This window comes from Bosea sp. ANAM02 (genome assembly GCF_011764485.1).
Lineage (GTDB): Bacteria > Pseudomonadota > Alphaproteobacteria > Rhizobiales > Beijerinckiaceae > Allobosea.
In genome coordinates this window covers 4,245,555-4,266,438 of the sequence record NZ_AP022848.1, presented here as the reverse complement: position 1 = coordinate 4,266,438, position 20,884 = coordinate 4,245,555, and the positions used below count along the sequence as shown (strand labels likewise).

Here is a 20,884-nt window from a genome sequence, read left to right as displayed (position 1 = left end):
CGATGATCTACGGCGTGTCCTTGACGATCCGGCTCTCGATCCAGGCGTCCGGAGCCTTGCGTGCCTGCAGGAAGCCGAGCGGCAGGGCGGCAGCGTGGAAGAACCAGGCGACGACCGCATAGAAACCGAGCGACAGGCTGCGCTGCCGCAGGCTCATCAGGCCGATGATGCCGGCGAACAGCGCGCCATCGAGCGCAAGGCCCAGGGCAGGGCTCGGCATCGCGAAGGGCAGGGCGGCCATCGCAGCGAGCAGGGCATAGACCCCGGCCCAGAGCCTGAGCTCCGGCAACTCCCGGACGAGCTGGCGCCAGCGCGGCTGGCCGAGCGCTCCGCGCAGCAATTCCCCGATCCCGCGCAGATAGCCGGATTTCCAGCGCCGTACGAGCAGGGCATAGGCGTTGAGCGCATGGCCGAAATGGCGGACGAAACGGTGGTCGAGCCGATGCAGACCCCAGCCATTGACCCGCAATCGCACGCCGAGATCGAATTCCTCGTAACCGTGCAGGTTGTGGTCCGAGAGATAGCCGGCCTGCTCGATGGCGTCTCGCCGGTAGAGGCCGCCGCCGTTCATGCGGTCGATCGCGCCGGTGCGGTTCTCCGGCGAGATGCGGCGGTTGCGCCTGATATATTCGAGGCTGGTCTGGTTCATCTCCTCGACATGGCCGGTGACGCCGGCGATGCGCGGATGATCGGCGAGGAAGGCGAGTGCCGCGGGCAGGAAGCCGGGATCGAGCAGCATGTCGCCGTCCATCAGGCAGATGAAGGGCGCGCGGCTGTACTGAAAGCCGAGCTGGGGGCCGAGGCCGCAGCTCGGCGCGGTGGCCGGGTCGAGCTGGACGATGCGGACGGGATAGATCGCGGCGACGGCGAGCGTGCCGTCGCGCGAGCCGCCATCGGCCACGATGACCTCTCCGCCGATCCCGTCGAGGGCGGCAAGCACGCTCTCGATGGCGGCACCGATCCGCGCCTCCTCGTCGAGCGTCTTCAGAATAACCGAGACCGTCATCGCATCCGCCTCAATCGAAATCGGTGAGGAGCCGGCTCCAGTCCTCGCCGGCGAGGCCGCCGAGATAGATGTCGCCGCGCGCGATCGCGTCGTTGATCTCGGGAATCCGCGTCAGCGCGACGGTGAAGGCCCGGTGCCTGAACACGAGCCAGCGCTGCAGCGACAGCCCGGCCATCAGGGCGGGCTGGGCACGCCCGCGCGCCTCGACATGGCCGGCTTCGTCGAGGTGGCGGAACATCGCGTCGAGCACGGTGGCTTCGCGACCGGGCAGCGCCAGCACGTTGAGCACATGCGCCGTCCGCCCCGGTGCCGCGTAATAGACGAAGCAGCCGATGATCGCGCTTCCGCGGTCGAGCACGGAGCGGATCGTGAAAGTGCCGAGCCGCGTGTTCTGCGCGGCGAGCGAGACCAGCCAGAACAGCTCCTCCTCCATCCAGAGCGGCCGCACCGCATAATGCGCGATGAGACGCGGTGCATTGACGAGGAAGGTCGGGACCGGCATCTCCGCGACGCGCGCGGTGCCGTGGTCGGGAGCGTCCGGCTGTGGCTTGAGGCGGCGCAGCAGCGCGTCGAAAGGGCGTGCGAGCATGGGCAGGCCGGGAAATTTGCCGTGCAGGAAGCGCGCGTCGAAACGCCCGGCCAGGGCCCCGAACGGGCGGAAGCTGCGGGACCATTCGAGATTTTGCAAGGTGATCGGCTTGCCGCCGATGGCGAGGAGATGATTGCAGCTCGTCGGCGAGGCGCTGTCGCAGAAGGCGAAATCGGCGCGCCGGGGCCGCAGCGCGAGGATGAGTTGCGCCGCGCCGACAGCCTCCCGCTCGGCATCGGTCATGAAGACGCCGAGCAGCCGCCCTGGCACGATGTTGCCGCAGGCGACGAAGCGCATCGGCACGGCGAGCAGCGCGCTGCGGATCCGCCCGTCATGCTGCTCGTAGACCTGCGTGCCCGCCGTCTCGCTATAGGAAGGCGAGGCCAGCAGCAGCGTCCGCAGATAGTTCTGGAGATCGGCGCCGGCCGGCCTGTCGGCACGCCTGAATATCTTCAGGAACAGCCGGGCGATCGCCGGGATGTCCGAGGGCCTGATCGGCCTGAGCCCGCCCTTGGGCAGGGGCCGCGCATCGGCGAAGACTTGCTGCTGGATCTGCGACATCAGGCCGTGACCTTCGCACCCGTGAAAAGCAGGGCGGCAGCGTCAAGCAAGGCGACCATCCTGCGGATATGCAACTTATACGTTCAAATTCTAGGTAATAAGTAAAGATGCGATATGCCGTGATGGTAAATCGCAGGCGGCGCGAACCGCCTATCGGGAAGCCTCCGCTTGCCGGTCAAGGCTTCGACTGGGCTACCTCACGATCAAGGGAGCTATGTCGCGAGCACAGGCGCCAACCGGCGCGAGGATGCCTATGATCACGCTGCGCCGGGCTGCCTCCGAACGATGAGGTTGCGCCGGCGCGAGGCCGCAGCGCTCCCTGTCGATCCGCTCGGGATCAGCGCTATGGCCATCATGCGACTGTGGTGCCTTGCGATGAACATGCATGTTTCCAAGCCTGCCCCCCTGGCCGGACGCGCTGCCGGAATCGGCCAGTCGCTGCCCCGCAAGGAGGATGCGACGCTCGTGCGTGGCGAGGGACGCTATACGGATGATCTGTCGCTGGACGGCCAGCTCTACGCCGCCTTCGTCCGCAGCCCCCACGCGCATGGTGTCATTCGAAGCATCGAGACCGCCGATGCAGCCGCGATGAAGGGGGTCGTCGCGATCTATACGGCGCAGGACCTCGCAGGCCAGGGCTATGGCGCGCTGAAATGCGCGGTGGACCTGCCGAACCGCGATGGGAGCGCGATGCGGAAACCGGTCCGGCACGCGCTGACGGCGGACAAGGTGCGCTTCGTCGGCGATCCCGTCGCCATGGTCGTCGCCCGGACCGTGCAGCAGGCGCGCGATGCGGCCGAGGCCGTCTCGCTCGATATCGACGTCCTGCCGGCCGTCACCTCCGCCGAGGCGGCGCTCGCCCCCGATGCGTCCGAATTGTTCGACGACGTCCCCGGCAATCTCGTGCTCGATTATCACTTCGGCGATGCCGGCAAGGTCGCGGCCGCCTTTGCCGAAGCCGCGCATGTCGCCAGGCTGCGGATCGTCAACAACCGCATCATCGTCAACCCGATCGAGCCGCGCGCCGCGATCGGCAGCTACGACCGCAAGACGAAGCGTTATACGCTGCACGCACCGAGCCAGGGCGCCTTCGGCATGCGCAACAATCTCGCGGCGGCGATGGGCGTGCCGCAGGATAGGATGCACCTTATCACCGGTCATGTCGGCGGCTCCTTCGGCATGAAATCGGCGGTCTTTCCGGAATACGTCGTGCTGCTCCATGCCGCGCGGATGCTGAAGAAGCCGGTGAAATGGGCCGATCAGCGCTCCGAGAGCTTCGTCTCCGACCATCACGGCCGCGACATGGTGTTCGACGCAGAGCTCGCCCTCGATGCAAGCGGCCGCTTCCTCGCGACGCGCTTCACCGGCTTCGGCAATATGGGCGGTTATCTCTCCCAGCCCGGCCCGCTGATGGCGACGCTGAACATCGGCAAGAACAGCGTCGGCATGTACCGCACGCCGCTGGTCGAGGTGCAGACGCGCTGCGCCGTGACCAACACCGTGCCGATCGCCGCCTATCGCGGGGCCGGGCGCCCCGAGGGCAACTATTTCATGGAGCGGCTGATCGACACCGCCGCCCGCGAGATGGGGATCGATCGGGCCGTCATCCGGCGCCGCAACCTGATCGCGCCCGCGCAACTGCCTTGGAAGACCCCGATCGGAACGGTCTATGACAGCGGCGACTTCCCGGCGCTCTTTGCCCGCGCGCTGGAGGCGGCCGACTGGAAGGGCTACCGGGCGCGCGAGCGCGCCAGCCGCAAGGCCGGCAAGCTGCGCGGTCGCGGCATCGGCTGCTATCTCGAGGTCACCGCACCGCCGGGCAACGAAATGGGCGGCATCCATTTCGAAGCGGACGGAACCGTCACCATCGTCACCGGCACGCTCGATTACGGGCAGGGCCACTGGACGCCCTTCGCCCAGGTGCTGACCAGCCAGCTCGGCGTGCCCTTCGACAGGATCAGGCTGGTGCAGGGCGACAGCGACCGCCTGATCGCGGGCGGCGGCACCGGCGGCTCGAAATCGATCATGGCGAGCGGCTCGGCCATCATCGAGGCGAGCGAGCGCGTCATCGAGAAGGGCAAGCTCCTGAGCGCCCATGTGTTGGAGGCGGCCGTCGCCGATATCGAGTTCACCGATGGCCGCTTCGCCATCGCCGGGACCGACCGCTCGATCGGCATCATGGAACTCGCCCGGAAGCTGCAGGCGGGCCTGTCCCTGCCGGACGACCTGCCCGGGACGCTCGATGTCGATCACATCTTCAAGGCCGCTCCTTCAGCCTATCCCAATGGCTGCCATATCGCCGAGGTCGAGATCGACCCCGATACCGGCCATGTCGAGATCGCGAGCTATGTCATGGTCAATGATTTCGGCGTGCTGGTGAACCCGATGATCGTCGAGGGGCAGCTCCATGGCGGCGTCGTGCAGGGCATCGGCCAGGCGCTCTGCGAGATGACCTCCTATGACGAGGACGGCCAGCTCAGGACCGGCTCCTATATGGACTATGCGATGCCGCGCGCGGCGGATGTGCCCTTCTTCACCTTCATCAGCGAGGGTGTCCCGACCCGCACCAACCCGGTCGGCGCCAAGGGCTGCGGCGAGGCCGGCTGCGCCGGCTCGCTGCCTTCGGTGATGAATGCGGTCGTCGATGCTCTCGCGCCGCATGGCGTGCGCCATATCGACATGCCGGCAACGCCGCAGGCGATCTGGAGGGCCATCCACGCGAAGGCCTGACAGCGCGCTGATGCCGGCGCGGGATCATAACAATCCAACGATAACGGGGAGGAAGTGATGCGCGTCGGTGTGCCCAGGGAGATCAAGGTCCACGAATACCGGGTTGGTCTGACCCCGGAGGCCGTGCGCGAATATGCGGCGGCCGGCCACGAGGTTCTGGTCGAGACCGGCGCTGGAGCCGGGATATCCGCTCCCGACCCTGCCTATGAAGCGGCCGGCGCGAAGATCGTCGCGAGCGCCGCCGAGGTCTTCGCCAGGGCCGAGCTGGTCGTGAAGGTCAAGGAGCCGCAACCCTCGGAATGGGTGCAACTGCGTGAAGGGCAGATCCTCTTCACCTATCTCCATCTCGCGCCCGATCCGGAACAGACGGAAGGCCTCCTCAAGTCCGGTGTGACCGCGGTCGCCTACGAGACGGTGACCGACAAGGCCGGCGGCTTGCCCTTGCTGGCGCCGATGAGCGAGGTGGCCGGGCGGCTCGCGATCGAGGCCGCCGGGCGCTGCCTTCAGCGCCATGCCGGTGGACGGGGCGTGCTGATCGGTGGCGTGCCGGGCGTGCCGCCGGCGCGCTTCGCCATCATCGGCGGCGGCGTCGTCGGCACCCATGCGGCGCGGATGGCCGCCGGCCTCGGCGCCGATGTCGTGATCCTCGACCGCTCGCTGCCGCGCTTGCGGCAGCTCGACGAGCATTTCGGCGGCAGGGCGCGCACGCGCTTCTCGACGCTCCATGCGATCGAGGAGGAAATCCTCGCCGCCGATGTCGTGATCGGCGCCGTGCTCATCCCGGGCGCGGCGGCGCCACGCCTGGTATCACGCGCACTGCTCTCCCGGATGAAGCGTGGCGCGGTCCTCGTCGATGTCGCGATCGACCAGGGCGGCTGCTTCGAGACCTCCCATCCGACCACCCATGCGGACCCGACCTTCGAGGTCGACGGCGTGATCCATTACTGCGTCGCCAATATGCCGGGCGCCGTGCCGTTGACGTCGAGCTATGCGCTGAACAACGCGACGCTCCCCTTCGGACTGGCGCTGGCCGCGGGCGGCCTGGATGCGATCCGCAGCGACCCGCATCTCGCCGCCGGGCTGAACGTTCATCGCGGCCGGATCACCAATGCCCAGGTCGCGGAAAGCCTGCGCCGATCCTACGAGCCGGCCCAGGCCGCGCTGGCGGCGTGACTCAGCCTGCGAGCTGCGGCCACGGCCGCGACGGCGCGCGTATCTCCTCGAAGGCACGGGCGAGCCGCAGCACGCCGATATCGTCGAAGGACTGGCCGATGATCTGCAGGCCGATCGGCAGTCCGCCGCCGGAGTAGCCGCAATTGAGCGACACGGCCGGCTGGCCGCCCATATTGGCCGAGACCGTGAACGCGATATGCTCGAAGGGCCGCTGCGGATCGTTGAGCGGCGAAGCCCATTCCGCTGGAAAGGACGGCTCGGGCGCCGTTGGCGAGATGATGAAATCGACGTCCTTGAGTGCGCCATGGAGCGCGTTGCGCATCGCTTCGATCTGGGCGAAGCCGGTATAGACTTCACCCCCGGTGAAGTCCTTGGCGGTCACGATCCAGTTGAAGATATAGGGCAGGATCTTGGCCTGCTGCTCCGGCGGCAGCCGCGAGACGTCCTCATAGCCGCGCGCGCGCCAGAAGCGGTCGAGCCCGTCGATCATGGTCCGGGTCAGGAAGGGCGCGATCGGCACGATGGTCGCCCCGGCATCGGCGAGCCGTGCCGCGGCGTCCTGCACGGCGGCGAGCGTCTCCGCGCCGACCTCCTGGCCGAAGCCGGCATCCAGCCACAGGCCGATCTTCAGCCCCTTCACCGAGCCGGTCAGGTTGAGCCAGTCGATCTCCTGATAGGGCAGGGCCATGGTGTCGCGCCGGTCCGGCCTGGTCAGCACCGACATGTAGAGCGCGGTGTCGGCGACGGTGCGCGTCATCGGCCCGGCGGCACGCCCGATGAAGGGCGGGTCGATCGGCAGGCGCCCGGCCGAGGGCTTGAGGCCGACGAGGCCGCACCAGCCTGCCGGCAGACGGATCGAGCCGCCGATATCGGTGCCGATATGCAAGGGGCCGTAGCCGGCGGCGGCGGCCGCACCGGCGCCGGCGCTGGAACCGCCGGGATTGGTCGAGAGGTCCCAGGGGTTGCGGGCCAGCTTGTGGAAGCTCGACAGGCCGGAGGAGAGCATGCCGTAATCGGGCATGGTCGTCTTGGCGAGGATGACGCCACCCGCTTCGCGCGTGCGTGCCGCGGGGGGCGCGTCAGTGGCCGCGGGCACGAGCGTCACGGCTGCGGTGCCGAGCGGGACCGGCGTCCCCTTCGTCGCGATGTTCTCCTTGATCGTCACGGGCACGCCGTCGATCGCGCCGAGCGGTTCGCCCTTCATCCAGCGCGCTTCGGAGAGCCGCGCGCTTTCGCGAGCCGCCTCCGGATCATAGGCCCAGAGCGCGTTGAGCTGCGGCTCCCAGGCTTCGATGCGTGCGATCACGGCATCGGTCACCTCGACGGGCGAAAGCCTGCGTGTGCGATAGGCTTCGACGAGAGCGACGGCGGTCAGGTCGGCTAGTTCGGTCATGGGGTCGCTCTCGTCAGGTCCGGTCTTCCAACAGCTCAAAGCGCTCGAAGCGGTATTAGCCGTGGAAGATCGAAATGGTCTTCATACTGGCGAAGCCGTAGAGGGCCTCGAAGCCCTTCTCGCGGCCATGGCCCGATTTCTTGACGCCGCCGAAGGGCAGCTCGACGCCGCCGCCGGCTCCATAATTGTTGATGAAGACCTGGCCCGCCTGCGCGGCGCGCGCCATGCGCAGCTGCCGGCCGCCATCGCTCGTCCAGATGCCGCAGACCAGCCCGTAGGGCGTGCCGTTGGCAAGCGCGAGCGCCTCCTCCTCGCTGTCGAAGGGCATGATCACCTGCACGGGGCCGAAAATCTCTTCCTGCGCCAGCTTGTGATCGGGCGGGACGTCGCGCAGCAGGGTTGGCGCGACATAGGCGCCCTCGGCCGGGGCATCCGGGACGATCGTGCCCTGCGCCGCGACCTTAAGGCCATCCTTGCGGGCGACGCCGAGGAAATCCTCGACGATGGCCTTCTGGCGCTGCGAGACCACAGGGCCGACGGAGAGGTCGGCTTCGGCGGGGCCGACCTTGAGGGCCCGGTATTTTTCGCTCATGCGGGCGATGACATCCTCATAGACGGAACGCTCGACGAGGATGCGCGAGGAGGCCGAGCAGGTCTGGCCGGCATTCTGGATGCCGGCATTGACCAGGAAGGGCACCGCCCGGTCGAGATCGGCATCGGCGAAGACCACTTGCGCCGACTTGCCTCCGAGCTCCAGCGTCACCGGCACGGCGTTGCGGGCGGCGGCAGCCTGCACCATCTCGCCGGTACGGGCCGAGCCGGTGAAGGAGATGTGATTGACGTCGGTATGCGCGGAGAGTGCCGCCCCGGCCTCGGCGCCAAAGCCGGTGACGATGTTCAGCGCGCCGGCCGGCAGTCCCGCCTCCTGCGCGATCGCCGCGAATTCGAGGATGGTCAGGCAGGCTTCCTCCGCCGGCTTGACCACGGCGGCATTGCCCATGGCCAGCGCCGCGCCGAGGCTGCGGCCGAGGATCTGCATCGGGTAGTTCCACGGGATGATATGCCCGGTGACGCCATGCGGTTCGTAGACCGTCAGGACGGTGAAGCCGTTCTGATAGGGAATGGTGTCGCCATGCACCTTGTCGGCGGAGGCGCCGTAGAATTCGAGATAGCGTGCGAGCGCCACGACATCGGCCCGCGCCTGCGTCAATGGCTTGCCGACATCGCGCGCCTCGATTTCGGTCAGGAGGTCGATCTTCGCGAGCACGCCGGTCGCGATCCGGCTGAGGATGCGCCCGCGCTCGGTCGCGGTCAGCCGGCCCCATTCGCCCGAGAGCGCCTGGCGGGCGGCGGCGACCGCGAGATCGACGTCCTCCTGCCTGCCGCGTGCGAGCTTCGCCAGCACCTGGCCGCTCGAGGGGTTGCGGACGTCGATATGCTCGCCGTCCACGGCATCGCGCCATTCATTGGCGATGAAATTGCGGTAGGTCTTCACGTCAGGCCTCGGTCGTCGTCTGGTGTCGGCGAGCGGCTCCTTCAGGCAGGCAGCCGTATCGCAAGGATGAGAGCCCGCGCGAGGCGCCCGGCATCGTCCGGCCTGTGGTATCCCGGATACGAGACCTGTCAATATCGCCCGGCGATGCCCCTCCCTCAGCGCCGCTCATGACTGCGCCTGAGTTCTGAGATCGTGTACCAGAGCACCGCCGCGAGGATCACGGAACCGCCTATCAGGGTGGCGGCCGGAGGCTGCTCGGAGAACAGGAGCCAGACCCAGACAGGGGTCATGACGATCTCGGTGGTGCCGATCAGGGCCGACTCGGCCGGTGGCAGGCGCCGGGCGCCGATGATGAACAGCACCAGCGCGATCGAGAAATTCGTCGCGCCGAAGGCCGCCAGCACCGTGAGGTTGTGGGCGTCGAGCGAGCCAGCGGAGCTGAACGGCGCGAAGAGCAGGAAGGCGAGCAATGCGCTGACGAAGATCGGCGGCATCGCCGGCAGTTCCGGATCCAGCCGCGGCACGACGATGACCACCGCGAAGGTCACCGTCATCAAGAGGGCGAGCAGGTCGCCGACGAGCCGGCCGGCACCCCATGAGGCGGAGATGATGATCGCGACGCCGGCGAGGCAGACGAGCCCTGCCGCCATCGCGCGCCAGGCGATCGGCTCCTTCAGGATCAGCCAGCCCAGGACGGCTGCGATGAAAGGCGCGGTCGCGTAGATCACCGCCACATTCGCCACGCTGGTCGTGTAATAGGCGCCGATGAAGGCCGCCTGGCTGATCGTCTGGCAGGCGATCAGGGCGAGGCCTGCGGGAGCGAACGTCGTCTTCCATTGCCGCCGTGTCCCCGCGCCGCCGAACAGGACCATCGGGACGATCAGGAATATCGCGGCAAAGAGCGAGCGCCAGGCGATCGCCGTCCAGGCATCCGTCGTCAGCAGGCGCGCATAGATGCCGCTGGCGCTCCAGGCGACGGTCGCGGCGAAGACGAGCAGGACGCCGCGGGAATGGGCGTTCGAGGAAGGCGGTCTGGTCGGCAAGGTCACACGCGGGATGGAGTCGAAGGAGGAGAAGCCACAACGGGCCGTCGGCCTTTCGTCAATGGTTCCGTCCTGCGGCGGGCGCCGGCCCCCAAAGGCAAAAAAGGCCGGCATCCTCGAAAGGAGCCGGCCAAGGGGAAACCGTTGGCACGCGGCCAAAAGGTCTCGAGGGGAACGGGACGGCAAGGCTCCGCGGGGAGGGGAAAGCGGAGCGGCCGTCGACCGCACCCGCGATATGGGATGGCCCGGCGCGATCTCAACGCTCGCTTGGATCAGGCCACCCATGCGCTGTGCACGCGCGTCGAAAGAGCGCATGCGGTCCCGGCAGGGGCCACCCTGCGTTTCAGGCAGGGCAAGCCGCTTGCCCCCGTCATTTTCACCATCCTAGAATCGGCGGATTGGGATCGCAGCGCGCTTCCGGCGCGGGATGGCTATCCGTTTCGCTGAATTCCACGACGCAAGGCCGCTGTGACACATTCCAGGATTCGCATCGCCGTCCTTCAGTTCTCCCACGAGACGGTGACCTTCCTCCCCAACGACACGACGAGGGAGGATTTCATCTACCCGGGATCGCCAGCCTCCGGCGAGGCCCTCCTCGCCACCGATCCGAAGGGCTATATGGGCGGCTTCGTGCAGGTTGCCCGCGAGTTCGAGGATGTCGAGCTGGTCGGCATCACCTCGCCGCTCTGGCCGCGCACTGGCACGGGCTCGGGCTGGGTGACCGAGGATGCCTATGAGCATTTCATGGGCCTCATGATCGAGGAACTGAAGGCGCAGCCCGATCTCGACGGCGTCTATCTCGCGCTGCATGGGGCGCTCGCGGTGCGCGGCGTGCCGCGGCCCGAGGCCGATATCGCCCGGCGCGTCCGCGAGGTCGTCGGCCGGAAAGCCTTCATCACCGCGACCTTCGACCCGCACGGCAACGAGGACGAGGCGTTCCTCGCGCAGGCCGACATGGCGTTCTGCGTGAAATATTTCCCGCATTACGACATGCATCTGCAGGGCGAGCGCGCGGCACGCATGCTGGTCCGGGCGATCCGCGGCAGCTTCAAGCCGGTGCATCGCACCCTGCGCATCCCAATCATCGCGCCGACCGTGGTGATGTGGACCGGCGCCTCGCCCTGGTCCGACCTGATCCAGCGTGCCCTGATCTGGGAGGCGCGCGAGCCGGATGTCTTCGTCAACGTGTTCTTCGGCTTCCCGTGGTCGGACGTTCCCGATGCCGGCATGGCGCTGCAGGTGCTGACCAACGACGATCCGGAGCTCGCCGAGCGCGTCCTCCGCGACATGGCCGAATGGACCTGGCGCCGGCGCCGGTCGCTGCTCGATACCGTGAAGATCTACAAGACGAAGGAAGCGGTCGCCGAGGCCCGCGCGGCCGTGACCGCCGGCAAAGGGCCTGTCCTCCTCGCCGATTACAGCGACCGTTCGGGCTATGCGACCTGGCTGCTCCAGGAGATCGTCGCGCAGAAGCTCGAACGCACGCTGGTCGCGACCATCGCTTCGCCGGACGTGGTTCGTTCCGTGATCGAGTCCGGCGCAAGGCCGGGCGATCCGTTCGATGCCGAGATCGGCGGCCTGTTCGACGAATCGGCCGGGGCGCCCATCCGCATCACCGGGACGCTGCGCTCCATCGGGCCGGCGACGACCGCGCGCGGCGACGGCAAGGACTGGATCTGCGTCGAATTCGGCAAGGGCAACCTGCTGGTGCTCAGCCCCTATCTCGTCCAGATCATCGAGCCTTCGGAGCTCTGGCAGATCGGACTCGCGCCGGACGAGTTCGACGTGATCGCGATCAAGTCGCGGGTCCATTTCCGCCGGGGCTTCGACGATAGCGGCTTCACGCCGACGATCCTGCTGGTCGAGCCGCCCGAGCCCTTCATGGGCACGGTTCATCTCGACGCGCTGGCCTACGAGAACCTGACCCTGGCGGATTATTACCCCTATGGCAGTCCGAGCTTCCCGCCGGCTGATTGGGGCAAGTCGTCCGGCTGAGGCTTGCGCATGCCCATGCGGTCTGATCGCATGGACGGCGGCCCACGCCTGCGTGTTGCGCGGCTGTGTTCCGCGCTTATCTTCCAGCGATGAACCCGATCGCCTTCGACAATTCCTATGCGCGCCTGCCGCAGCGCTTCTACGCGGTGGTCGCCCCGACGCCGGTTGCGGCGCCGCGGCTGATCCGGCTGAACGTGCCGCTCGCAGCGGAGCTCGGGCTCGACCCCGACTGGCTCAAGGGGCCGGAGGGCGTGGCGACGTTGTCCGGCAATCGTCTGCCGGACGGGGCGGCGTCGATCGCGACAGCCTATGCCGGCCACCAGTTCGGCGGCTTCAGCCCTCAGCTCGGCGACGGCCGCGCGATCCTGCTCGGTGAAGTGGCTGGCCGCGACGGCAGACGCCATGATCTCCAACTCAAGGGCGCGGGGCCGACCCCGTTCTCGCGCCGGGGCGATGGCCGCGCCGCGCTCGGGCCGGTGCTGCGGGAATATATCGTCAGCGAGGCGATGGCGGCGCTGGGCGTCCCGACGACGCGCTCGCTCGCCGCTGTCCTGACCGGCGAACCCGTACGGCGCGAGACCCTGCTGCCGGGCGCCATCCTGACCCGCGTCGCCTCCAGCCATATCCGGATCGGCACCTTCCAGTATTTCGCCGTCCGCGGCGATGTCGAGGCTCTGCGCCTGCTCGCCGACCATGTCATTGCGCGCCATTACCCGGCATGCGCCGGCGAGGGTCGTTATCTCGCCTTGCTCGAGGCGGTGGTCGCCGCGCAGGCCGCGCTCGTCGCGCAGTGGATGACGATCGGCTTCATCCACGGCGTGATGAACACGGACAACATGTCGATCGCCGGCGAAACCATCGATTACGGCCCCTGCGCGTTCATGGACGCCTATCATCCGACGACCGTGTTCAGCTCGATCGACGAGCATGGCCGCTACGCCTATGCCAACCAGCCACCGATCGCCCGCTGGAACCTCACCCGCTTCGCCGAGACGCTGCTGCCGTTGCTGGACGAGGACATCGACAAGGCCGTGCCGATCGCGCAAGCGGCCCTCGACCGGTTCGATCCGCAGTTCCAGGGGCATCTGATCGCGGGCTTCCGCCGCAAGCTCGGCCTCGCCATGGCGGAAGAGGAGGATGTCGCGCTAATCAAGGGCCTGCTCGATGCAATGCAGGCCGGCGAAGCCGATTTCACGCTGGTCTTCCGGCGCCTCAGCGAAGCGGCCGGGCAGGATGTCGCGGAATCCTGTCGCAGCCTCTTCAAGGACCCAGCCGCTTTCGACGCCTGGGAGGGTCGTTGGCGCCAGCGCCTGCAGCGTGAGACGGCCTCGGCCGAGGCGCGCCGGGATGCGATGCTGCGGGTCAATCCACTCTACATTCCGCGCAACCATCAGGTCGAGGCCGTGATCGAGGCCGCGGTCGAACGCGACGATTTCGCTCCCTTCGAAGCCCTCGTCGCTGTCCTGGCGAGGCCTTTCGAGGCGCAGCCGGGCCGTGAAGATTATGAACGTCCACCGGCCGTGCATGAGCGCGTCCTGGCGACGTTCTGCGGGACCTGACCGGCTGAAGGCGGGACGGCGTGATGTTTCTGTTCGATGGCCCCGACGACGCCGATGTGACGATCCTGCTCGCGCACGGCGCCGGAGCCCCGATGGATTCGTCTGCGATGACGGCGGCCGCGAAAGCACTGGCCGGGGCAGGCTTTCGCGTCGCCCGCTTCGAGTTCGACTACATGGCGGCGCGGCGCAGCGGAACCTCGCGCCCGCCGCCGCCGCGCGCCGAGAAGCTGAACCCGCAATATCTCACCGCCATCGACGCGCTGGGCGCTTCGGGAACGCTCATCATCGGCGGCAAGTCGATGGGCGGCCGCGTCGCCAGCATGGTGGCTGACGCGCTCTTCGAAAGCGGCCGGATCGGCGGCCTGCTATGCCTGGGCTATCCCTTCCATCCGCCCGGAAAGCCCGGGCAGTTGCGCACCGTGCATCTCGCTGACCTGAAGACCCCGACGCTCATAGTGCAGGGAACGCGGGACGCGTTCGGCACGCGAGAGGAAGTCTCGGCCTATGCGCTTTCACCGGCGATCGATATCCTCTGGCTGGAGGACGGCGACCATGATCTGAAGCCGCGGAAGCGGATATCCGGCTTCTCGACCACCGACCATCTCGCCACCATGGCCGCGGCGACTGTCGCCTGGGCCGGGCGGCTCAGGCAGAGCGGGGCCGATCCTTAACCGGCGAGGGCGCTCTGCAAGCGCGCCGCGACATCGAGAAGATAGCGATCGGCATGCCAGCCGGCGACGAGCTGGAGCCCGATCGGCAGTCCCGCTGGGTTTCGGCCGCATGGCATCGACAAGGCCGGATGGCCGGTCAGGTTGAACGGGAAGGTGTAGGGATACCAGGCGCCGCGGATCGTCCCGGCCGGTTGGCCCGCGATCTCGATCTCGCCCAGCGGGTCGAGCCCGACCGGCAAGGCCGGCGCCGACAGGGTCGGCGAGGCGATCAGGTCGAAGCGCGCCAGGATGTCCTGAACCTTGGCGAAGCAATCCGTCCGCGCGAACTGGGCCTGGCAGAGATCGGCGGCGCTGTAGCCGCGCCCGGCCTCGATCGTGGCGAGCAGGCTCGGATCGAGCTTCTCCGGTGATCTCCCGGCATGGCTCCCGAGCCGGGCCAGCAGCAGCGAGCGCAGGAAGACGAGGAAATGCGGCTCCAGCGAAACCAGGTCGAGCTCGATCGGCTCGACGATCCAGCCGAGTGCCTCCGCCTGTTTCATCGCCGCAACGACCGCCATCTCGACCTCGGGATCGAGGATATTGCCGCAGCGCAGGAGGAAGCCGATGCGCGGCTTCTCGCTTGCGCCGAGCCGGCGTTCCGGGAAGGCGGGTGCCTGCCCGTAAGGATCGCGCCGGTCGGGACCGGCCAGCGTCTCGAACATCAGCGCGGTGTCCGCGACATCGCGCGCCATCGGCCCGACGAAGGAATTGGCGCCGAAGAGATCCGGCGCCTGCAGGTTCGGGATCGCTCCCAGCGTCGCCTTCAGGCCTACGACGCCGCAGCAGGCAGCCGGAATGCGGATCGAGCCGCCGCCATCCGTGCCCAGCGCGAGCTGCCCCATGCCGGCCGCGACCGCGACCGCCGCGCCGCCAGAGGAGCCGCCGCAGGTATGGTCGTGGCTCGCCGGATTGAGCGTGCGGCCGAAGAACGGGCCTTCGGTGAAGGGCTTGTGGCCGAATTCCGGCGTGGTGGTCTTGCCGATCAGGATCGCGCCGGCAGCGCGTGCGCGCGCGACCGCGACCGCATCTGCTTGCGGGACGTTGTCCGCGAACAGGGCCGAGCCCTGCGTCGTCGCGACGCCCTCGGTATTGGTCAGGTCCTTGACCGAGAACGGGATGCCGTGGAGCGCGCCGAGCGACTCTCCGCGCATCACTTGGGCCTCAGCGGCCTCGGCTTCGGCGTGGGCTCGCTCGGCACAGACCGCCATAAAGGCGTTGAGCGCGGCCTTCTCCTGGATGCGGGCGAGCGCGGCCGCGACCGCCTCGACCGGCGAGATCGTTTTCGTGCGGATCGCGGCGGCGAGATCGACGGCGGAGAGATCGGCGATATCGGTCATGGCTGTCCTCAGATCATCCAGCGGCCGCCATCGATCAGCAGCGTCTGGCCGGTGACGTAGCGGGCGTCCTCGCTGGCGAGGAAGGCGACGCAACCGGCGACATCCTCGGGCTCGGCGATGAAGCCGGCCGGCGTCGTCGCCTTGATGCGTTCGATCACGGCCGGCGTCAGCCGGTCATGGGCGCGGGTGCGGATGGCGCCGGGCGCGACCGCGTTGACCGTGACACGATGCGGCGCCAGCTCGCGGGCAAGCGAGCGGGTGAAGCCGATGATGCCCATCTTGGCGGCGGCATAGTCTGTGAGGCCGGCATCGCCGACGAGGGCCGCATCGCTCGACATGTTGATGATCCGGCCGCCACGCTCGCGCATTGCCGGCACGACGAGCCGGCTCATCCGCATCGCCGTGAACAGCGAGACCTCCAGCACGAAGCGCCAGACCTCTTCGGCCGATTCATGGAACTGCGCTGCGCGCTCGCGACCGCTCTGGCCGACATTGTTGAAGAGGATATCGACAGGGCCGAAGGCCGCGACGGTGCGAGCATGGAAATCGGCGAGCACGGCCGCATCGGTGCAGTCGCCGGCGATGGTCAGCAGACGATCGGTCGGCTGGTCGGCGAAGCTCTCCGCGAAATCGTCGGCCTCGCGGTCGATCACGGCGACCCTGGCGCCCTCGTCGAGGAAGCGGCGCGCCGTGGCCGCGCCGATGCCATGGGCGGCGCCGGTGATGGCGACGGTCCTGGCCGTGAAGCGTGCGCTCGTCATGGCCGGCCCCTGCGTTTCGCTAGTGGAAGGTCCGGCCGCCATCGACGGCGATGGCGGTGCCGGTGACATAGGAGGATTCCGCGCTGGTCAGCCACAGGATCGCCGCTGCGATCTCGTCCGGCGATGCGACGCGCTGAAGCGCATAGCGGGCGCGCACCGCCTCATAGGCGGCGACCGGATCGGGCGCCGTGTCGATGCTGGTGCGAAACAGCTCCGTCTCGACCGCGCCGGGGCAGACCGTGTTGACGCGGATGCCGAACTCCGCCGCTTCCATGGCCAGCGCCTTGGCCGCCATCTGCAGGCCGGCCTTGGAAGCGCAATAGGCGGTGCGGTGCTTCAATGGCGAGAGACCGGCGCCGGATGAGACATTGACGATCGTACCGCCGCCCGCAGCCCGGAGATGCGCATAGGCCGCCTGCGCCACCAGCATCGGGCCGGTCAGGTTGACGGCGATGACGCGGTTCCAGTCGGCCAGTGCCATGCGCTCGATATCGGCGATCAGGTCGATGCCGGCCGAGTTGACGACGCCGTCGAGCCCGCCGAGCGCGGTGGCGGCATTGGACACGGCCGTCCCGACGGAAGCCGGATCGGAAACATCGGTCCTGAAGGGTACGAACGTGTTCGCACCGAAGCGCCCGGCCAGTGCCGCCAGCGCCTCGACATCGCGGTCGAGCGCGGCGACGCGCGCGCCCTCCAGGATGAAGCGCTCGACCGTCGCGAGCCCGATGCCTTTGGCGGCGCCGGTGATCAGGATGCGCCGGCCGGCAAGCGCGCCGCTCACCGCTTCGCCTCCGCGCGCGCCTTTTCCAGGCCCGGCCGCATATCGTCGACCATCTCGTCGCAACGGCCGATCCAGACATTGGGATGTTTCAGCGCGTGCTCGATCAGGCCTTCCAGCGCCTTGATGCGCGAGGGCTGGCCGATCATCTCGGGATGCATGCCGACCATCATCATCCGGTCCTCGGCGTAGAGCACGTCGAACTCGCCCTTCCAGGCTTCGAGCAGGGCGGAGGGCGCCTGCATGGTGCGGCCGGGCAGCACGATCGAGTACTGGAAGAAGGGCGCGTCATCGAGCACCCAGCGGAAGGGCAGCTCGACGATCCTGGTTTCCTGGCCCTCGACCGAGTGGAGATAGGGCGAGTCGTCGTCGAAGAAATTCGAGGAATAGTCGAAGCCGTATTCGACCAGCATCGGCATGGTGATCGGGCTGATCTCGGCCGCCGGCGAACGCCAGCCGCGCGGCGCGCGACCGCTGACGCGCTTGATCGACTGGAAACCCTTCTCCATCTCCTCGCGCTCCTCTTCCGGCGAGAGGTTCAGGATCCAGGTATGGCTGTAGCTGTGATGCGCGATTTCGTGGCCGCGCTTCAGGATCTCCTCCATCAGCCCTTCGCGCTGGTCGATGATCAGCCCCGGCACGAAGAAGGTCGCCTTGATGCCGTAACGGTCGAGCAGGTCGAGCACGCGGCCGGTGCCGACTTTCCAGCCATAGGCGCCCTGCGACATCAGGATCGGGCGATTGGCATAGGACGGGTCGCGGCCGGTCCACATCGTCTCGGCATCGAGATCGAAGGTGAGGAAGAGCGGGAAACCCCTGGAGGTCAGCGGCATGTGGCGATGTCCGATGAAGATGGGATGAGATGTCCCGGGGACCTGCTCGTCATGCTCGCCCTTGTGGCGAGCATCCACGTCTTGAACGCCGCGTTCGGCGGAGGAAGGAGTGGATGGTCGGGACAAGCCCGACCATGACGGGTCGGCCGCAGAGAGTGAGGATGTGATAGATTCATCGCCATCACACGAAGCGGTGGAAGCCGAAGCGGCGCTCGGCGAGGAGGAGCACGATGCCGGTGGCGAGGATGAGCAGGGTCGAGACGGCGGCGACGCTGGGGTCGATCCCCATCTCGACCGAGGAGAAGATCAGCACCGGCAGGGTCGTCTGGCTGGCGCTGATCAGGAAGATCGTGACCGGCACGTTGTCGAGCGAGGTGATGAAGGAGAACAGCGCGCCGGCGACCAGCCCCGGCGCGATCAAGGGCAGCGTGACGAGGCGGAAGGCCTCGAAGCCGCTGGCGCCGAGCACCCGCGCGGCTTCCTCGACGGCGAGGTCGAGACCCGACAGGCTCGCCAGCGCCGAGCGCACGACATAGGGCACGGTGATGACGACATGCGCGAGCAGGAGCCCGACGAGAGAGCCGCGCAGGCCGGTCATGCTGTAGAACTGCAGGAGCGCGACGCCGACGACCACGGCCGGCATCACCAGCGGCGCCATCAGGAAGGATGTCACTGCCTCCGAGCCCGGCAGAACCTTGCGGAACAGCGCATAGGCGGCGGCGACGCCGAGCACGAGCGATATGATTGTCGAGCCGCAGGCCAGGATCAGGCTCATGCGGATGGCGGAGAGATAGGTCGGATCGCTCAGCACCTTGCCGAACCAGGCGAGCGTCAGCCCCTGCGGCGGAATGGTGAGATAGGAGGTTGTCGAGAACGCCGCGAGCACGACGACGATCACCGGCAATTGCAGGAAGGCGACGACCGTGAACGCCGTGGCGGTCAGTCCCCAGCCGGGACGGTTCTCGCTCATGTCGCTCATGCCATGCCCGCCCAGCGCCTGGTCAGCCGGCTCGACAGCCAGATGATCGCCACCGCCATGAAGGTCAGCGCGAAGGAGAGCGCCGAGCCGCTCGGCCAGTCGAGAAGCTGCATGTATTCGTCGTAGATCAGCGTCGCCATCAGCTGGTAGGTCGGCCCGCCCAGCATGCGCGGCGTCACCAGCGCGCTGATCGTCAGCACGAAGACGAGGATCGAGCCGGCGAGGATGCCGGGCGCCGACAGGGGCAGCGTCACCGCCATGAAGACATGAGCGCGGCTGGAGCCGAGCGTCGCGGCGGCGGATTCGACGTCGCGCGGCACGTTGCGGATCGCCGCGACCAGCATCAGCACCATGAAGGGCAGGTAGATATGGGTGAGCCCGATGAAGAGCCCGGCGAAGTTGAACAGCAGCTTCACCGGTGCGGCCGTCAGGCCGAGCTGCATCAGCAGGTTGTTGATCAGACCGCGATTGGCGAGCAGCGCGATCCAGCCGAAGGAGCGCACCACGAGGTTCAGCAGCATCGGGAAGATGACGAGCAGGATCAGCGGCACGCGCCAGCGCTCCGGCCCGCGCGCGATCAGATAGGCGAGCGGATAGGCCAGCAGCAGGCAGATCAGCGTCACCGAGAGGCCGAGGCCCAGCGTGCGCCAGATCACTTCGCGATAATAATCGTCGGTGACGATCTGGCTGTAGTTCTTCAGCGACCAGGCGCCTTTGACCAGGCCGGCGCCGGGCTCGTAGACGCCGAAGCTCGTCGGCAGCAGCATCAGCACCGGCACGAGGAAGAACCCCGCCAGCACCAGGAGCAGCGGCGCGATCAGCAGGAGCCCGTGCCGCCGCGACATCATGGCGTGGCGCCTTCCGGCGGCATCGCGAAGACGGCGGCGGGGTCGATCGAGAGCGCGACCGGCGCGCCGATGGCGAGGGCGGCTTCCGCTCCGTGCGAGGCGGTCTCGGCGACGATCTCGATGCCTTCCGCCAGCCTTACGACATATTGCACGCGCGCGCCGCTGAAGGAGCGCAGGACGATCGCGCCCGCGATTTCGCCGGCCTGCGGCGCTCCGCTGCGGATCGCGACGGCTTCCTGCCGGATCACAACATCGACCTTGGCGCCAGCCGGCTGGTCGATGCGCGCGGCCGGGATCTCCACACCATCGACAGCGAGGCGCCCGCCGGCTCCCTCCCGCACCGCGACGGAGCCGGCGAGCCGATTCGGCTTGCCGATGAAGCTCGCGACGAAGCCGGTTGCCGGGCGGTGATAGATGTCTTCAGGCGCCGCGAATTGCTGCATCACGCCTTTGGCCATGACACCGACGCGGTCGGACATCGACAGCGCCTCGCCCTGGTCATGGGTGACGAAGAGCGTGGTGATGCCGAGATTGCGCTGCAGGCGCTTCAGTTCGATCTGCATCTCGTCGCGCAGCTGCGCATCGAGATTGGAGAGCGGCTCGTCGAAGAGCAGCACGCGCGGATGCGGCGCGAGCGCCCGCGCGATGGCGACGCGCTGCTGCTGGCCGCCGGAGAGCTGGCGCGGATAGCGCTCGCCGAAGGCCGCGAGCCGGACCATGCCGAGTGCTTCCTTGACGCGCTTGTCGAGCTCGGCGCCGGCGACCTTGCGGCGGCGCAGGCCGAAGGCGACGTTTTCGAACACGGTCATATGCGGGAACAGGGCATAGGACTGGAAGACGAGGCCCAAGCCCCGCTTGTTCGGGGGCAGGGCGGTGACGTCGTCACTACCGATCAGGATACGCCCGCGGCTTGGTTCCACGAGCCCTGCGACCATGCGCAGGATCGTGGTCTTGCCGCAGCCGGAAGGGCCGAGCAGCGAGACGAACTCGCCCTCGGCGATCGTCAGGGAGACGTCCCTGACGACTTCCACCTCGCCATAGGACTTGCCCAGCCCTTCGAAGGTCAGCGAGCCCATTGCCCGTCCTCTCCCGGC

At 68.0% G+C, this 20,884-nt stretch carries 17 protein-coding genes; 5 read left to right on the top strand and 12 right to left on the bottom strand.

Annotated features, from left to right (window positions below; all coding sequences use genetic code 11):
* Positions 1-7 precede the first annotated feature (7 nt).
* On the bottom strand, positions 8-1,006 hold the full coding sequence (locus tag OCUBac02_RS20405; RefSeq protein ID WP_173048206.1) for a glycosyltransferase family 2 protein: 999 nt from the start codon (positions 1,004-1,006) through the stop codon (positions 8-10).
* A 10-nt stretch (positions 1,007-1,016) separates the two neighbouring features.
* Positions 1,017-2,156, bottom strand: coding sequence for a GNAT family N-acetyltransferase (locus tag OCUBac02_RS20400; protein ID WP_173048204.1), 1,140 nt, complete (start codon positions 2,154-2,156; stop codon positions 1,017-1,019).
* A 345-nt stretch (positions 2,157-2,501) separates the two neighbouring features.
* On the opposite strand from OCUBac02_RS20400, the gene OCUBac02_RS20395 reads away from it, so the two are divergent.
* Positions 2,502-4,886: a xanthine dehydrogenase family protein molybdopterin-binding subunit gene (locus OCUBac02_RS20395; protein WP_465247736.1), complete on the top strand. Its 2,385-nt coding sequence runs from the start codon at positions 2,502-2,504 to the stop codon at positions 4,884-4,886.
* Between the two features lie 57 nt (positions 4,887-4,943).
* On the top strand, positions 4,944-6,059 hold the full coding sequence (gene ald / locus OCUBac02_RS20390; RefSeq protein WP_173048202.1) for an alanine dehydrogenase: 1,116 nt from the start codon (positions 4,944-4,946) through the stop codon (positions 6,057-6,059).
* A gap of 1 nt (position 6,060) precedes the next feature.
* Here ald and OCUBac02_RS20385 read toward each other — a convergent pair whose 3' ends face one another.
* The 3 genes from OCUBac02_RS20385 to OCUBac02_RS20375 form a co-directional block, all read right to left on the bottom strand.
* Positions 6,061-7,452, bottom strand: a complete 1,392-nt coding sequence (locus tag OCUBac02_RS20385; RefSeq protein WP_173048200.1) for an amidase — start codon at positions 7,450-7,452, stop codon at positions 6,061-6,063.
* 55 nt (positions 7,453-7,507) lie between these two features.
* Positions 7,508-8,947: an aldehyde dehydrogenase family protein gene (locus OCUBac02_RS20380; protein ID WP_173048198.1), complete on the bottom strand. Its 1,440-nt coding sequence runs from the start codon at positions 8,945-8,947 to the stop codon at positions 7,508-7,510.
* Positions 8,948-9,102: 155 nt separating this feature from the next.
* Entirely contained in the window at positions 9,103-9,990 is an 888-nt protein-coding gene (locus OCUBac02_RS20375; RefSeq protein ID WP_348521635.1) for a DMT family transporter, read from the bottom strand.
* Between the two features lie 468 nt (positions 9,991-10,458).
* Here OCUBac02_RS20375 and OCUBac02_RS20370 point away from each other — a divergent pair, with 468 nt between their 5' ends.
* From OCUBac02_RS20370 to OCUBac02_RS20360, 3 genes are all read left to right on the top strand, one after another.
* Positions 10,459-11,985: a M81 family metallopeptidase gene (locus tag OCUBac02_RS20370; protein ID WP_244639001.1), complete on the top strand. Its 1,527-nt coding sequence runs from the start codon at positions 10,459-10,461 to the stop codon at positions 11,983-11,985.
* An 89-nt stretch (positions 11,986-12,074) separates the two neighbouring features.
* Positions 12,075-13,544: a protein adenylyltransferase SelO gene (locus OCUBac02_RS20365; protein ID WP_173048194.1), complete on the top strand. Its 1,470-nt coding sequence runs from the start codon at positions 12,075-12,077 to the stop codon at positions 13,542-13,544.
* Positions 13,545-13,567: 23 nt separating this feature from the next.
* Positions 13,568-14,215 carry an alpha/beta hydrolase family protein gene (locus OCUBac02_RS20360; RefSeq protein WP_173048192.1) on the top strand — a complete coding sequence of 216 codons (648 nt, stop codon included), beginning with the start codon at positions 13,568-13,570 and terminating at the stop codon, positions 14,213-14,215.
* Here the strand turns inward: OCUBac02_RS20360 and OCUBac02_RS20355 are convergent.
* The 7 genes from OCUBac02_RS20355 to OCUBac02_RS20325 form a co-directional block, all read right to left on the bottom strand.
* The gene (locus tag OCUBac02_RS20355) at positions 14,212-15,591 is read right to left on the bottom strand and encodes an amidase (protein ID WP_173048190.1); all 1,380 of its coding nucleotides are present in this window, start codon (positions 15,589-15,591) and stop codon (positions 14,212-14,214) included. The genes OCUBac02_RS20360 and OCUBac02_RS20355 overlap by 4 nt on opposite strands.
* 8 nt (positions 15,592-15,599) lie before the next feature.
* On the bottom strand, positions 15,600-16,352 hold the full coding sequence (locus OCUBac02_RS20350; RefSeq protein WP_173048188.1) for an SDR family NAD(P)-dependent oxidoreductase: 753 nt from the start codon (positions 16,350-16,352) through the stop codon (positions 15,600-15,602).
* A 19-nt stretch (positions 16,353-16,371) separates the two neighbouring features.
* The gene (locus OCUBac02_RS20345; RefSeq protein WP_173048186.1) at positions 16,372-17,133 is read right to left on the bottom strand and encodes an SDR family NAD(P)-dependent oxidoreductase; all 762 of its coding nucleotides are present in this window, start codon (positions 17,131-17,133) and stop codon (positions 16,372-16,374) included.
* Positions 17,130-17,963, bottom strand: a complete 834-nt coding sequence (locus OCUBac02_RS20340) for a polysaccharide deacetylase family protein (protein WP_173048184.1) — start codon at positions 17,961-17,963, stop codon at positions 17,130-17,132. The genes OCUBac02_RS20345 and OCUBac02_RS20340 overlap by 4 nt, the downstream gene beginning before the upstream one ends.
* 181 nt (positions 17,964-18,144) lie before the next feature.
* The gene (locus OCUBac02_RS20335) at positions 18,145-18,942 is read right to left on the bottom strand and encodes an ABC transporter permease (RefSeq protein ID WP_244639000.1); all 798 of its coding nucleotides are present in this window, start codon (positions 18,940-18,942) and stop codon (positions 18,145-18,147) included.
* Positions 18,939-19,790 carry an ABC transporter permease gene (locus OCUBac02_RS20330; protein WP_173048182.1) on the bottom strand — a complete coding sequence of 284 codons (852 nt, stop codon included), beginning with the start codon at positions 19,788-19,790 and terminating at the stop codon, positions 18,939-18,941. The genes OCUBac02_RS20335 and OCUBac02_RS20330 overlap by 4 nt, the downstream gene beginning before the upstream one ends.
* The gene (locus OCUBac02_RS20325; RefSeq protein ID WP_173048180.1) at positions 19,787-20,866 is read right to left on the bottom strand and encodes an ABC transporter ATP-binding protein; all 1,080 of its coding nucleotides are present in this window, start codon (positions 20,864-20,866) and stop codon (positions 19,787-19,789) included. The genes OCUBac02_RS20330 and OCUBac02_RS20325 overlap by 4 nt, the downstream gene beginning before the upstream one ends.
* Positions 20,867-20,884 lie beyond the last annotated feature (18 nt).